This is a genomic window from Peribacillus sp. FSL P2-0133 (assembly GCF_037975445.1).
Classification (GTDB): Bacteria; Bacillota; Bacilli; order Bacillales; family DSM-1321; genus Peribacillus; species Peribacillus simplex_E.
In genome coordinates this window covers 4,733,054-4,747,244 of record NZ_CP150254.1, presented here as the reverse complement: position 1 = coordinate 4,747,244, position 14,191 = coordinate 4,733,054, and the positions used below count along the sequence as shown (strand labels likewise).

Below are 14,191 nucleotides of genomic sequence, written 5' to 3'. Positions count from 1 at the left end.
ACCTGGAACGTTTTTTAAAAAGATTCGATTTTTCGATCTTTGAATCAGTTGAGATACTGTTTTAATATGTCCAATCCTATTTTTAGCTCATCAAATGAGTTTGTAGAAGATAATGCAATACGCAAGTACATATCAGGGGTGGTCTGCCCGCTTTGGAAACGATTGGAATGAAAAACTCGAATACCGCGCCTTTTCAGATCCGTTTCCAGCTGTAATGCATCGTTATGTCCTTGAATGGGAAGCCAACGATAAAGACTGAGAGGATGTCCAACATCCTTTCTTAAAGGAAAATATTCCGAATAAATATCATTTGCAGTCTGTGAAAGCTGCTTCTTTTGAGAAACAATTTCATGAGCCTTTCCTGATAGGATAAGCTCTGTAATAACCTCTGCATCAAAAGAAGAGGTCTTTACATTTATGTTGAAAATGGCCTGGGAAATTTTCTCGCGCAATACATCCCCATAGACCATATAGGCAACCCTTAATCCAGAACATATTGACTTAGAGGTGCCGCAAATATAAACGCTCTGTTCTGGAAGCAAATGATACATAGGCTGCCGGTAATCGGAGATAATGCCTGCCGTCAGAAATGCATGGATATCATCCTCAATCAAAATTAAACGATGCTTACGGATGACCGCAGCTATTTCTTGCTTTCGAATATCTGACATCATGATTGTGGTTGGATTGTTGCAAGAGGGCATCAGAAAAATGCCGTTAATATTTATTTGACAACACTGCTTTTCAAGTTCGTCTGGCAGCATTCCGAACTGGTCTCCGGGAATGGACACTAACTTAATATGGAACATCTTTGCCAACTCGATGAAGTTTGAATATGTGTATAAGTCGGTTGCAATTCTATTACCAGGCTCAAACAATGCAGCCAGGGCAACTGCCAATGCATTTTGGGCACCGGAAACGATTGCCATATGCTCTTGATCCGCGTGAATGCCGAAAGATTCCATCCAGTTTAGGGCTGCTGTTTTTTGATGTGGAATACCAGTCGGATCGTTGTAATTCAGCAGCTGCTCCAAATAACTTTTGTTCACAGTTTTTTGAATAGTTTCTGATACAATATCATTGGTTTGCTCAAAAGATGCCACAAAGCCAAGATCAATGCTGTTTGCCGTTTTATCCGCGGAAATGGTTATAGAACGAGTGGCATTGGGAGCCACAAAGGTTCCGCTTCCCGTAACGGCATATATTAATCCCTTTGCCTCGCATATTTTGTAGGAGCGGGTAATGGTGGTGAAGTTTAAATCAAGAAAATCTGCCAATTCTCGTTGCGGTGGCAACTTTGTTCCAGGTGCTAAAAAGCCATTTGTTATATCTTGTTCAAGTAATGATGCAAGAGATTTATAAAAAGGACGCTTTAATGCTTTCTTATCAGGTTTCCAAGACATTGGATAATTGTCAAATGAATTTACTGGCATACTTCACCTCAACGATCTTATTCCATACAATCATATCATTTTTTGTATGGAATTCTAATAATGAAACGGGATGATTTATATAAAGGAATATCTATCGGTACCCACATTTTGATGAAATGGGGGTATTTTATTTTAATTGTAATCCATACAATTAACTTGTTTTTTGTACGGATTTTGTATGTTAAATTTAAATAAATTTAGCCATCAGGATGTGAAATATATGAAAAAAAGAACTCAAATGCTAACTGCATTTCGTGCAGCCTTTCCGTACACAATGCCCATTTTTGCAGGCTTTTTATTTTTAGGCATCGCTTATGGAATCTTTATGAATTCATTAGGCTTCAGTGCGATTTACCCGATATTGATGAGTCTAACAATATTTGCAGGATCAATGGAGTTTATTGCAGCCAATTTATTGCTTGTCGCATTCAATCCGATTAACGCCCTTTTTCTAACTTTAATGGTGAATGCACGGCATTTGTTTTATGGCATTTCCATGCTGGATAAGTACAGGGGGACCGGGAAGAAAAAGCTGTATCTGATTTTTGGGCTTTGCGATGAGTCTTTTTCCATCAATTGTACCGTTGATGTTCCGAAGAATGTAGACAAGGGCTGGTTCATGTTCTTCGTGACACTGCTCAATCATTCCTATTGGGTGATAGGAGCGGCGATTGGCGGCATTTTTGGATCCCTTGTCAAATTCAACACAGAAGGACTCGATTTTGTTATGACGGCTCTCTTTGTAGTTATTTTCATTGAACAGTGGATGAAAGAGAAAAACCATCATAGTGCTCTCACAGGGCTTGGACTGTCAGCAGTCTGTCTTATTATTTTTGGCGGAAGCAATTTCATCATCCCTGCTATGTTTTCAATTTTGGGGGTACTCACCTTACTTAGAAAGCCATTAGAGAAAGTTGAGGTCAAGACCATATGACAATGGATTTAACACAGCAAATCATTACAATAGCAATGGTTGTTCTAGGCACGATGCTTACAAGGTTTCTTCCATTCATCGTTTTCCCATCAGGTAAACCTACACCGAAGTATGTACAGTATCTCGGTAAAATACTGCCATCCGCAGTAATTGGGCTTTTGGTCATTTACTGTTTAAAGGATGTAAGCCTACAATCCGGAAGTCACGGCATCCCTGAATTTATGGCGATAGCGGTAGTTGCCTTGCTTCACATTTGGAAGAAAATGATGCTCCTTTCCATAGCGGGGGGAACGATTATCTACATGATGTTGGTGCAATTGGTTTTTTAAATGGATAATTATTAGTACATCCAACACACGTCACAATTACTGGTATCGATGGTATTGGAAGGGGAGGTAATGGTGAAGAAGAAAATTGCTGAAGATAAAATTCATGAAAAACACTATGAACAAATTCATGCGCATGTGAAAAACGATCCGTATGCTCAGTCGTTAGGCATTCAGTTAACGAAATTCGAGGCAGGTACTGCAGAAGCAACGTTAGAAGTGCAAAGCACTATGGTAAATGCATATGGAACGGTTCACGGGGCAGTTATTTATGCTTTAGCAGATCATGCTTTTTCAGTAGCCTGTAATGCATATGGCAAAACATCATTAGGCCTCTCGACAACCATCCAGTTTATTGAATCAGCTAAACCCGGAGACAAGATAGTAGCCCGTGCAACGGAAATTAAACGAAACTATCGGACAGGATTTTATCGAATAGACGTCTTTCATGAGGAAAACCTGATCGCAACCATGGAGGCAGTGTCATACCGTAAGGATCATTATTTTATTGAACTTGATGAACAAGATTAAGCAGTTCAATAGTTATTGTTCAGAGCTGTCCTCAAGACAGCTTTTTCTTATGGAGCTAAAGAGTGCCGTTTGTTCTTTGTTCAACAATTGGGCCAGATTGTTTAGTAAAGGAATCTCCAATAATAGAACGTTCTTTGAATTAGTTATGGTAAACTAATGGTAACTTTGTAAAAAAAGGTATTGTCCCAAATCATTTACATTGCTTTTATTTTTCGAGAAAATAAAGGTACAATTAATACTTATTTAGCTTATGGATTATAGATTATAAAAGATAATGAGGTAGGATAAAATGATTGCAAAAACAGAAGAAGATTTTAATGGTTTGAAGGAAATTGGCAAAATTGTTGCCTCCATTAGAGATGAATTGGTACAAAGAACAATTCCAGGGATAACGACCAAAGAACTTGATGATATAGCCGGAGAACTTTTAGAAAAGGCAGGTGCAGTTTCAGCTCCAAAAGGTGAGTATGATTTTCCTGGCTATACTTGTATTAGTACTAATGAAGAAGTGGCACATGGTATTCCGGGTCATCGGGTTATTCATGAAGGGGATCTAGTGAATATAGATGTATCTGCTTCAAAGAACGGTTATTTCGCAGATACAGGAATCTCATTTGTAGTAGGGGAGGGTGACGAAGTATTAACGAAATTATGCGACGTTGCTAAAAAGGCATTTGAAGCAGGTCTTAAGAAAGCAAAACCCGGTTCCAAAAAAAGCAGAATCGGAAAAGCAGTATTCGAAACAGCGAGACAGCATGGATTCACTGTTATCAAAAACCTTACAGGACATGGTGTTGGACGTGGAATACACGAAGCACCTAGCCATATTTGTAATTATAATGATCCATGGGATAATGAACTATTAAAGGAAGGGATGGTTATCGCATTCGAACCATTTATCTCAACCTTTGAAGAAGAAGTATTCCAAAAAGAAGACGGTTGGACCTATGCTACAGAAAAAAGCTATGTAGCTCAATTGGAACATACGATTATCCTTACTAAAAATGGTCCGATTATTGTCACACTTTAATTCAAGCATAGACGAAAAGACTCGTATAAACATAAGTATTTCGTATACTGTGTAGGAAATTTAAATGGGGTAATGTATAAATTCGTAGAATGTTACTCGCTTTAAAACAAGAAGGATTCGATTGGTGAACCCACGCTAAATAAGGGAGTTGCTTTAGCAGCTCTTTTTCTTTTGGAGTTAAAGGGGCAGGGAAACCTGGTAACTTTATTTGGAAACTATGTTAAGATTAGGGTATTGTTGTTTTGAAAGGCGTTGGAATAATTGAGTCGAGTCAATCGAAAAACAAAGATCTACTTTTGGCTATCTGTTACACTTTTACTCTGTGGAATTGTTTCTTGGATACCTTATTTGGTCTTTAAAATGGAAGAATCTTATGGGATGTTAACATTTGTTTTTAACCCAATTGGAGTAGTATTAGGTTCTTATTCAAATAACAGATTAATAGCTTTAAGCAATTTATTTATGGTCTTTAGTTTTATTCCCGTTATGATATTTGTATATCTAACAAAAGGGTACATTCCTATGTGATTGTTGGGGGGGTCTGACACTCCATCAAACGTTCAGGTGCAATAGCGGTAAATTAGATCTGTCATATAGGCAGATTTTTCTTATGCAACTAAGAGGCAGGCTAGCATTCCTGCATTCTACAGTACAGTTTTTGGAGGAAAATTCGAACGTTGATTGGAACGTAGGGCACGCACTTTCCCCGCAGGAGTCTCGAGCCTTCCGTTCCAATCAACTTTGTTTTACATTTAGCCACATGTAATTGTTGGGCAAAGGTAAATTACTTCTGTTTCTCTAACGCTATTTTCAACCCTTTTTGATAATATTGCTTCATCATTTCTTCAGGAACCATGCTTCCGCCAGTCCCCCAAATAATATGTGTACCATTACTCATCTTTTCCGTTAAATGATGCTTCTGTAAATAATCGATACCCTCTTTACATAATTTACTTGGTCCTATCATGCCTGCTAGTGCTGAAGGTTCTAAATGGATCCCTTCTGTATCAACTAGTTCTTTTAGCAACTTATACAACTGTTCATCGCTAACCGTATAATTGCCGCTTAAGAAGGGTTCCATCGTTTTACCGACAAACCCGGATGGCTTTCCAACAGCAAGTCCATCCGCGTCTGTTACATTATCGATACCAACATCTTGTACAGAAACTTTATCATGAAGTCCAGTCATTAAACCGAGTAGCATGCATGGCGAGTGGGTAGGTTCTGCGAAGAAACAGTGAATATGGTCTTGATACAATAATTTCAAGCCAAAAGCTACGCCTCCAGGACCACCACCTACTCCACATGGGAGGTAAACAAACAAAGGATGATTTTCATCTACAATTATCTCTAGCTCTTCTAATTGTTTCTTCAAACGGGATGCAGCCACTGCATATCCTAAAAATAGGTCGTGAGAATTTTCATCATCCACAAAATAACATGTTGGGTCACTATCTGCTTGGATTCGGCCTTCCTCTACAGCTTTACTATAATCAGCTTCATATTCAATGACATTGACATTTTTGCTTCTAAGCAAGTCTTTTTTCCACTGTTTTGCATCAGCTGACATATGAACGGAAACATTAAAACCTAACTTTGCACTGATGATGCCAATACTAAGTCCTAAATTTCCAGTCGAGCCTACTGCGATTGAATATTTTGAGAAAAGGGTTCGGAACCTATCACTATCTAAAATCGAATAATCATCTTGAATTGTTAACAATTGATGTTGGAAAGCTAGTTCTTCCGCATGTTTGAGAATTTCATAAATCCCGCCTCTTGCTTTAATGGATCCTGATATAGGAAGGTGACTATCACATTTTAGTAATAATTCTCCTAATATAGGTTGTTGATGATCCTGTTCCAAGGACTGCTTCATGGCAGGAATTCTCACTAAAGGTGATTCTAGGATTCCGTTCGTTCCTTTTGTCTCAGGGAAAACTTTGGCGATATATGGAGCAAAACGTTTCAACCTTTCCTCTGCATCTCTTACATCTTCTTGAGTAAGGGGGGATTTTTTAATTCCTGTTTGAAATTTTTCGACATTTGGATTGAGCCAAAATACTTCTTCCGTCGAAATGAGCTTATTTAATAAAGGATATTTGTCTTTCCATGATTGTAATTCTTTGCTTTCAATCTCTTTCATCTGTTTGATCCTCCTCATTTTCTTGTAACAAATTGTTTGGTAAATTATAATTAAATAAAATTTAGTACAGTTTAACACACAATCATCTCGATGTTAATTTATATTAATTTTATTTAAGTGTGATTTAATAAGTCGTTAAGGAGTAGCAGTTATGGAAAATATAGATATTGGCAAGAAAGTTGAAAAATATAGAAAAGCTAAAGGAATGAGTAGTAGAGAGCTAGCAAAATTAGCTGAAATTACACCTTCCATGTTAAGCCAGATTGAAAGAGGTTTGGCGAATCCTTCTATTCAAACCTTAAAGGTCTTAGCTAAAACCTTGAATGTTCCAACATTTAGTTTTTTGCTTGAAGAAACGATTACGGAGGATTTAATCGTTAGGTCCAGTAAACGTAAGAAAATGATCATTGATAATTTGTCTTATGAGTTATTGTCACCTGATTTTACGGGTAATTTGGCAACAGCGATTATGAAAGTTCCTCCGAATATTTCCTCGTCAGAAAGCCCTATAGAACATAGAGGAGAGGAAGTAGCATTTATTTTGGAAGGGAAAATCAAGCTGTATTTAGGTGAAGAAGAATATATATTGGAAGCTGGTGATAGTGTGAAAATACCAGCAAATTTCAAACATAAATGGGAAAATAATTTTAGTCAGAATGCAGCTGTATTATTTTCAGTTACCCCGCCTGCGTTTTAATGAAAAGATTTTAAAATGTAATGTTCTTTCAGGCGATTCTTTAATGAGGATCGCTTTTCTTATGGGATAAAAGGGACAGATCAGGTGTAGAAGGACTATTACATGAATAATAGAATAATAATAAATGGAATAAATATTGAACTGTAGGTCCGGGGTTCCTTAAAAGTTGGTTGATTTTAATAATTTTGAATCAATAAGGAGAATTCTAGTATGAAAATAAAATGGTTTGGACATTCTGCCTTTTTACTAACATCCGAAAGTGGAACCAGGATTCTTATTGATCCATATCATCGCTTCATCCGTTACCGTATGCCAAGTGTTGAACCAGATATAGTTGCCGTTACACATAATCATTTCGATCACAATAAAATTCAAGCTGCAACAGGTGAATACTTGCTTGTTAATGAGCCGAAGGAATACATCCGCGAAGATGTAAGAATTAGTGGATTTAAGACATTTCACGATAAGGTAAATGGCGAGAAGAGAGGCCCTAATATTTTATATCGTTTCCAAATGGATGGACTAACTATCTGTCACTGTGGAGATTTAGGGCATATATTATCAGAAGAACAAGTAAATGAAATTGGAAAAGTAGATATTCTCATCATTCCTGTAGGAGGTACATTCACAATTAATGCAATAGAAGCTGCTCAAGTGATGCGTCAATTGAAATCCACTATTACAATTCCCATGCACTATAGAACTAAGGCATTGCCGGTTGTTGGCCTGATGTTTTCAAAGGTAGATAAGTTTCTTCAGATTTCCGGACAGCGAACAACCGAAGTTAAGACATTGGATATTTCCAAAGAAAATTTGTCAGAATATGCTGGGGTCGTAACTATGCTGTATGAATGAATTGATAAGAAATCCTGTTTATGCATTTTTTATTTATAACGAGGGCAGGGTAGTTCAAAAAGAAAAAGGGAAGATATTAATCAATGACGTTGAATCAATTAGACTTCCTCTTTATGTTATAAGGAGATAGAATATAAATAAAAAGGTGATTACAATTAAAAAAGTAAAAAGTATCCTATTTTTTCTTCTTGGGTCCATATCTCTATTGATTGGTATTGCAGGGACTGTGTTACCAGTTTTGCCGGGCGGTCCGTTTTACTTATTTGCTGCTTTTTGCTTTGCTAAAAGTTCCAAGACGATTGAAAACTGGTTCAAACGCACCTCATTATATGAAAAATACGTTGTAGCATTCCTGCAAAAAAAAGGTATGACTCTAAAAGAGAAAATCAGAATCAATATAATTGCGGATTTCTTCATCGTAATTTCTGTATTTTATGTGGACATCCTGTTAGTGAAAATCTTATTGATAGTGCTCGCCCTCTACAAATATTATTATTTCATTAAAAAAATTAAGACAATTGACCCGAACAATACAAAACAAAGGGCTTTTTGAAAATCCTATTCAAATAACGGGTCCTTACTTCAATAAGGGAGTTGCTTCGGCAGCTCTTTTTCCTATGGAACTAACGGGGCAGGGGAGTAAGAAAATCAATGTATTTTGGATAAGAAGGCCGCCAATTGGCGGCCTTTTGAATGTAAAAAGTACCCTTAATGAGGTCTTCCCAAATAACCATCTAGTTAAAATTTCATAACTCCTCCAGAATGAAATTTTTGGGCTCGTTTGTAAAAAAACATAAGCCCTTTTTCGTTTGGGGTGGATTGTTTACTTATGCAAGTGGGCCCGCATGAAGTGGGTGATGCTTGCCTTAACTCAGTGAACGAACTCCTTTTGTATGTGAGTTGTGAATTTTCAAAAAATAATATTGCAAAATGCAAACGATTCAAATAAAATCAATTTAAGGTAATTACGTTTTTTTGACCTTAAAATAAATCTACAATTGAGCTAATCCTTTTTGGCTAAGCTAATTCCTGGTTGTTCGTTTGGATTTTGTCCCATCCATTACGTAAAGTTAGCTTCCCGAAGTATTACCTTAAAAATTTGAAAGGAGCTAATTATTTTAGGTACAGTACTAAGCTATCCATGTTTGCAAATAATAATATACCCCATTAAGAGAGAGGGAATTTCATGAATCAAGAACGATATTTGAAAAAGAAAATGGGCTTTTGGTCACTTACTGCATTATCTCTTGGAGGAATTATTGGATCAAGTTGGCTTTTTGGACCATGGAATACGGCAAAAATGGCTGGGCCAGCTGCTATTATGTCTTGGATTATTGCTGCATTCGTCATTACTCTAATAGCTCTTGTTTATGCTGAATTAGCAAGGGTAAGGCCAGAAACAGGTGGTTTAGGTCGTTATCCCCTTTATTCCCATGGGAAATTGCTTGCTACAGTGACTAGTTATTCGATTTGGCTTGGCTACTGTGCCACTGCACCCGTTGAATCATCGGGAGTTATTCAATACGCTAATGAGTTCTGGCCAGGCCTATATGATATATCTAAGGAGCAACTAACGACAACAGGAATTCTAGCATCGACTGTTTTAATGGTGTTCTTTGTTGTGGTGAACTATTTTGGAGTGAAATTATTTGCTGTCACGAATACCATTATTACCACGATTAAATTTATAGTACCTGTCCTAACCATCATTGCTTTTTTTATGACAGGGTTTCATGAAGAGAATTATACAAGTCATGGGTTTGCCCCTAATGGATATGGCGCAGGATTAAGCGCAATCTTAACTAGTGGTATATTTTTTGCCTATACAGGATTCGGGAATGTGGTAATGATGAGTGGCGAGGTGGTAAACCCAAGACGGAATATTCCGCTTGCTCTTATCACATCGCTGTCAGTCTCGGCAATTTTATATGTTTTACTTCAAATCGTTTTTATAGGGGCCGTACCGCCCGAAATGCTAGCTAATGGTTGGAGTGGAATTAAATTTGACTCTCCATTTGCGAATTTAGCACTTATGGCGAATATGGTTTGGCTGTCCTGGACCATTACAGCGGACGCAATGATTTCCCCAACTGGATCGGCGCTTGCTTATACAGCTGGAACTTCAAGACATGTTTTTGGAATGGCGAAGAGTGGATTCCTTCCTTCTTATTTCGGAACTATTAATAAAAGATTTGGAGTCCCAACACGTGCACTCACTCTCAACTTCCTCATTGGGTTACTTTTCTTGTTCCCTTTAAAGAGTTGGACCGCAATTGTAGCAATCGTTGGAGCAATTGGGATTTTTAAATACGCCTCAGCATGTGTCACAGTAATGGTGTTTCGTAAGGTTGGTTTGACAAAAGACAACGGTATCCCAGGCATGAATTTTATTGCTCCTTTAGCCTTTGTATTTGCCACTCTACTTATTTATTGGACAAATTGGAGTAGGGTTCAACTTGCAATTTGGGGATTAGCAATTGGAATTGTTGGATATTTAATTACTCATTTTATCAATAAACATAAATCGATGGAAATTATTGGTGGGATCTATCTCGTCATTTATATTCTGATGCTCGTTGGGATATCATCAATCGGAAATTTTGGTGGTAAGGGTATTATTCCAGAGCCATTTATGTCTTACATCGTGGCAATAATAGGATTCGTTTTTTACTATTTTGCTGTTTATAACGGAGTCTGGTACATGCGGAAAAAGGGGAATGTTCAAGAATTGCTGGATATGGATAACAATTAAATGCAACTTCATTTTACAAAAGGAGAAATGGTTATGAAGCTTTGGGGTGGACGTTTTAGAAAAGAAGAAAATAAATTAATGGAGGACTTTAATAGTTCTCTTCATGTTGATATGAGACTTTATTCTGAAGATATTAAAGGGAGTATTGCACATGTAAATATGCTTGTGAAATGTGAATTGCTTACCAAGGAAGAAGGAGAAAGTATTATTAAGTCACTTCTTTCTATATTGGAAGATATCGAGAGCGGAACATTAGTGATCGAAGGGGATTTTGAAGATATTCATAGTTTTGTTGAAGCAACATTAACAGAACGAATAGGTGAAACAGCAAAAAAACTCCATACAGCAAGAAGTCGAAATGATCAAGTTGCTTTAGATATCAGGCTTTACGCTAAAAATAAGGCGTTAGAAGTGATCGAGTATATTGAAGAACTTCAAAATAACCTGGAAGAAAAGGCAAAAGCAAACAATGTGATTATGCCCGGATACACCCATCTACAGCGAGCTCAAGTAGTAACTCTTAAGCACCATTTAATGGCCTACTTTAATATGCTGGATAGGGACAGAAAAAGAGTTCTTAATGCAATTGAAATTTTGAACGAAAGTCCACTGGGGTGTGGAGCATTGGCAGGGACAACTCATGTTATAGACCGAGAAATGACAGCAGAGGAGTTAGGATTTTCAAAACCTGTAAACAATTTCCTCGATGGTGTTAGTGATAGAGATTACCTTTTAGAGTTAATGTCCAGTTTTTCGATCATCATGATGCATTTAAGCAGATTAAGTGAAGAACTGATTTTATGGAGCAGTCAAGAGTTTAAATTTATTAGTATTGATGACGCATATTCTACAGGTAGTAGCATTATGCCTCAAAAGAAAAATCCTGATGCAGCAGAGCTTATAAGAGGAAAAACAGGAAGAGTATATGGTTCTCTTACTTCACTTTTAACAACTATGAAAGGGTTACCATTGGCTTATAATAAAGATATGCAGGAAGATAAAGAACCATTTTTTGATGCATTGGATACAGTTTTGTCTTGTCTAGAAATTATGTCCAATATGATTTCTACCATGAAGGTGAATACTGAAAATATGAAAAAAGCTGTAAAATATGGCTTTCTCAATGCAACAGAAGTCGCTGATTATTTAGTTAGCAAAGGGGTTGCGTTCAGAGACGCCCACAGTATCGTTGGTTCTATTGTCATTTATTGTGAAGATCATAATAAAGCAATAGAAGAGTTGACTCTAGACGAATTGAAGAGCTTAAATCCATTAATTGAAGGGGACTTATATAACTTTATTGATTATCAAAATATATTAAATAAAGGCATTAAGGTGAACTTGTTAAAATAATCTAGTTTTTTCCAATTTAAGAGCTATTGCATAGAGGATAAGTACGACCTATGCTAATAGCTCTTTAGATTTTTAAAAAACACATAATCAAACTCAACTCCCCTTTAAATCAAGAAATACAATGTCTTGTGATAAATGTTTTTCCAATAGAAGAAGGATTAAACTTTAATTTCTTTCATTTTAAAGATAAGATTAAAGTAATTAAGTTTTTGAACTAAGGAGAAAAATATGTATAAAATTGGGATAGTTGGTCCTAATTCATCAGTTGAGCGCATTATTAATTTAGGTAAAGAATATGAGTCGATCATGGAATTTAAAGCCTACCCATATGAGGATTTCAGAGAAACTGAAAAAATCGTTTTGGAATTCAATAAAAATGTGGATGTCTGGTTTTTTTCAGGCCAAATTTCATATATGGTTGCAAAAAATACTGTGGGAATAGGGGAAAACCTATTATATATTCATCATACTGAATCAGGCATCTATAAAAGCCTTTTGCATATGGGATATTTCCAAAAGGAATTTTTAAGTAAAGTAAGCATCGATGAAATAACTACAACCCATTTAGAGCAGGCGTTAAAACAAATTGATATTACTCCAAAAGAAATGTATATAAAAAACTTCAATGTTAATTCAAGCACGGAAGAATTAATCGCATTCCATCTTGATTTGTGGAAAGCCGGAAAAACGGAAGGTGCAATAACTTGCTTCGAGGCTGTATATCTAAATTTAAAAGAAGCAGGAGTACCAACCTATCGAATATCTACAACTGATATGGAAATTCGCCAATCATTAAGAATTCTTGCAGAAAAATCGAGAACTTTTTACTTTAGAGACACCCAAATTGGTGTTCAAATTATTGAAATTGAACATTTTGAGAAAATATTTGAGAAAGCTAAAAGCTCGTACCATCTACAATTTTTAGAGATAAAACTAAAAGAAACTCTTCTTAGATTTTGCGAACAATTGGAGGGGTCATTAGTTGAGAAGGGAAACGGCCGTTACTTTATCTTTAGTACACGGGGAACAATTGAATCCAAAATCAAAGATTTAAAAGATACTGTCTTTCTGTTGTCAAATGAATCCAATGCTACTGTAACCGTAGGAATTGGATATGGTCAAACACTTCACTCAGCAGAAATAAACGCTCAGCGTGCGATCCAACTTTCAAAAGAAAAGTCAGAGAAGGGCATCGTCATTGTACAAGAGGACGGAACAATGATTGAGTCTGCGGGTGAAGAGGAAGAATTGCGTTTTTCTTACCGGATAGATGACAAGGATTTTATGGAAAAACTAAAAAAAGCCAAAATAAGTGTGAAAAATTATAATAAATTATATGCTTTAGTTAACAGATTGAAACTGAACGATTTTACAATAAAAGATTTAACAACGCATCTCTATTGGGATGAAAGCAATGCACGGCGTATTGTAGTAAGTTTATGTGAAGTTGATTTAGCAGAAATCATTGGTGAGGAATCTTATTCTTCTCGAGGAAGACCAAGTAAAATTTATCGTTTAAAATAGCACCCATTTTTCGGGTGTTTTTAGACTTTTAGTGTTTATCCCTGCTGGAAGTATTAAACTAGATCTTAAAATAACGCATGATTTTACCGTTATATTGCCAAAGGACTTCTATAAAGAAAATGAAATACAAGATAGTTCGGCTATTTAAAGGCATCCATTACGGGTGCCTAAACCTGATGTTCTAACTAACTTCAAATTAAGGCTCAAGAACCCGTATAGATTTTACGAAAATGTAGAGATGCTAGATTATGAATATGTAGATGATGACCTTAAAGTTTCTACTGTCAATGCCATCGTAGATAGAGTAAGCTCTTTATTTCTGTGGCTTAAAGCTAGTGGAAGGATTAAATTTTTGGATCACTTTTCTTCAAGTAACGGATGCTTGAGTTTAACAAGGGGGGCTGCGGCACCTTTTTCTTAATGAACTAACGGGTGCGTTAGCTGAAGATTGGAGCTGTCTTTAAGGCAGCTTTTTCTTTATGCAACTAACGGGGCAGGTTAGTTGCGTAAGGAGATATGTTAAGAAGCAATTTGAATCGTCATATAACTTTAAGAGAAGTATAAAAAAAACAAAAAATCTTTTCTTTTCATACAATTTTATTTAATATCA

General features: G+C 36.4%; 12 protein-coding genes. 10 read left to right on the top strand and 2 right to left on the bottom strand.

Translation table 11 applies throughout. The features are described 5' to 3' along the window. Positions 1–44: 44 nt before the first annotated feature. Positions 45–1,433, bottom strand: a complete 1,389-nt coding sequence (locus tag MKY17_RS22810; protein ID WP_098372080.1) for a PLP-dependent aminotransferase family protein — start codon at positions 1,431–1,433, stop codon at positions 45–47. Between the two features lie 178 nt (positions 1,434–1,611). Between MKY17_RS22810 and azlC the strand changes: the two genes are divergently transcribed. The 4 genes from azlC (at position 1,612) to map (ending at position 4,254) form a co-directional block, all read left to right on the top strand. Beyond that, positions 1,612–2,367, top strand: coding sequence for an azaleucine resistance protein AzlC (gene azlC / locus MKY17_RS22805; RefSeq protein ID WP_098372081.1), 756 nt, complete (start codon positions 1,612–1,614; stop codon positions 2,365–2,367). Beyond that, the gene (locus MKY17_RS22800) at positions 2,364–2,696 is read left to right on the top strand and encodes a branched-chain amino acid transporter permease (RefSeq protein ID WP_098372082.1); all 333 of its coding nucleotides are present in this window, start codon (positions 2,364–2,366) and stop codon (positions 2,694–2,696) included. The genes azlC and MKY17_RS22800 overlap by 4 nt, the downstream gene beginning before the upstream one ends. A 72-nt stretch (positions 2,697–2,768) precedes the next feature. After that, positions 2,769–3,224, top strand: coding sequence for a hotdog fold thioesterase (locus MKY17_RS22795; RefSeq protein WP_098372098.1), 456 nt, complete (start codon positions 2,769–2,771; stop codon positions 3,222–3,224). Between the two features lie 289 nt (positions 3,225–3,513). Continuing rightward, on the top strand, positions 3,514–4,254 hold the full coding sequence (gene map, locus MKY17_RS22790; RefSeq protein WP_098372083.1) for a type I methionyl aminopeptidase: 741 nt from the start codon (positions 3,514–3,516) through the stop codon (positions 4,252–4,254). A 784-nt stretch (positions 4,255–5,038) separates the two neighbouring features. On the opposite strand, the gene MKY17_RS22785 is transcribed toward map, so the two are convergent. Further along, on the bottom strand, positions 5,039–6,400 hold the full coding sequence (locus tag MKY17_RS22785) for a D-serine ammonia-lyase (RefSeq protein ID WP_098372084.1): 1,362 nt from the start codon (positions 6,398–6,400) through the stop codon (positions 5,039–5,041). Positions 6,401–6,551: 151 nt separating this feature from the next. On the opposite strand from MKY17_RS22785, the gene MKY17_RS22780 reads away from it, so the two are divergent. The 6 genes from MKY17_RS22780 to MKY17_RS22755 all read left to right on the top strand — a co-directional run bounded on the left by MKY17_RS22780 (position 6,552) and on the right by MKY17_RS22755 (position 13,581). Then, a complete protein-coding gene (locus MKY17_RS22780) occupies positions 6,552–7,097 on the top strand; it encodes an XRE family transcriptional regulator (RefSeq protein WP_098372085.1) in 546 nt (181 codons plus the stop codon). A 210-nt stretch (positions 7,098–7,307) separates the two neighbouring features. Continuing rightward, entirely contained in the window at positions 7,308–7,952 is a 645-nt protein-coding gene (locus MKY17_RS22775) for an MBL fold metallo-hydrolase (protein WP_098372086.1), read from the top strand. Positions 7,953–8,097: 145 nt separating this feature from the next. Further along, on the top strand, positions 8,098–8,505 hold the full coding sequence (locus MKY17_RS22770) for a YbaN family protein (RefSeq protein ID WP_339200802.1): 408 nt from the start codon (positions 8,098–8,100) through the stop codon (positions 8,503–8,505). Between the two features lie 633 nt (positions 8,506–9,138). Further along, positions 9,139–10,704, top strand: coding sequence for an APC family permease (locus MKY17_RS22765; RefSeq protein WP_098372087.1), 1,566 nt, complete (start codon positions 9,139–9,141; stop codon positions 10,702–10,704). Between the two features lie 33 nt (positions 10,705–10,737). Continuing rightward, the gene (gene argH, locus MKY17_RS22760) at positions 10,738–12,057 is read left to right on the top strand and encodes an argininosuccinate lyase (RefSeq protein ID WP_098372088.1); all 1,320 of its coding nucleotides are present in this window, start codon (positions 10,738–10,740) and stop codon (positions 12,055–12,057) included. A 228-nt stretch (positions 12,058–12,285) separates the two neighbouring features. Then, complete coding sequence (locus MKY17_RS22755) at positions 12,286–13,581, top strand: hypothetical protein (protein WP_098372089.1); 1,296 nt, start codon at positions 12,286–12,288, stop codon at positions 13,579–13,581. Positions 13,582–14,191 lie beyond the last annotated feature (610 nt).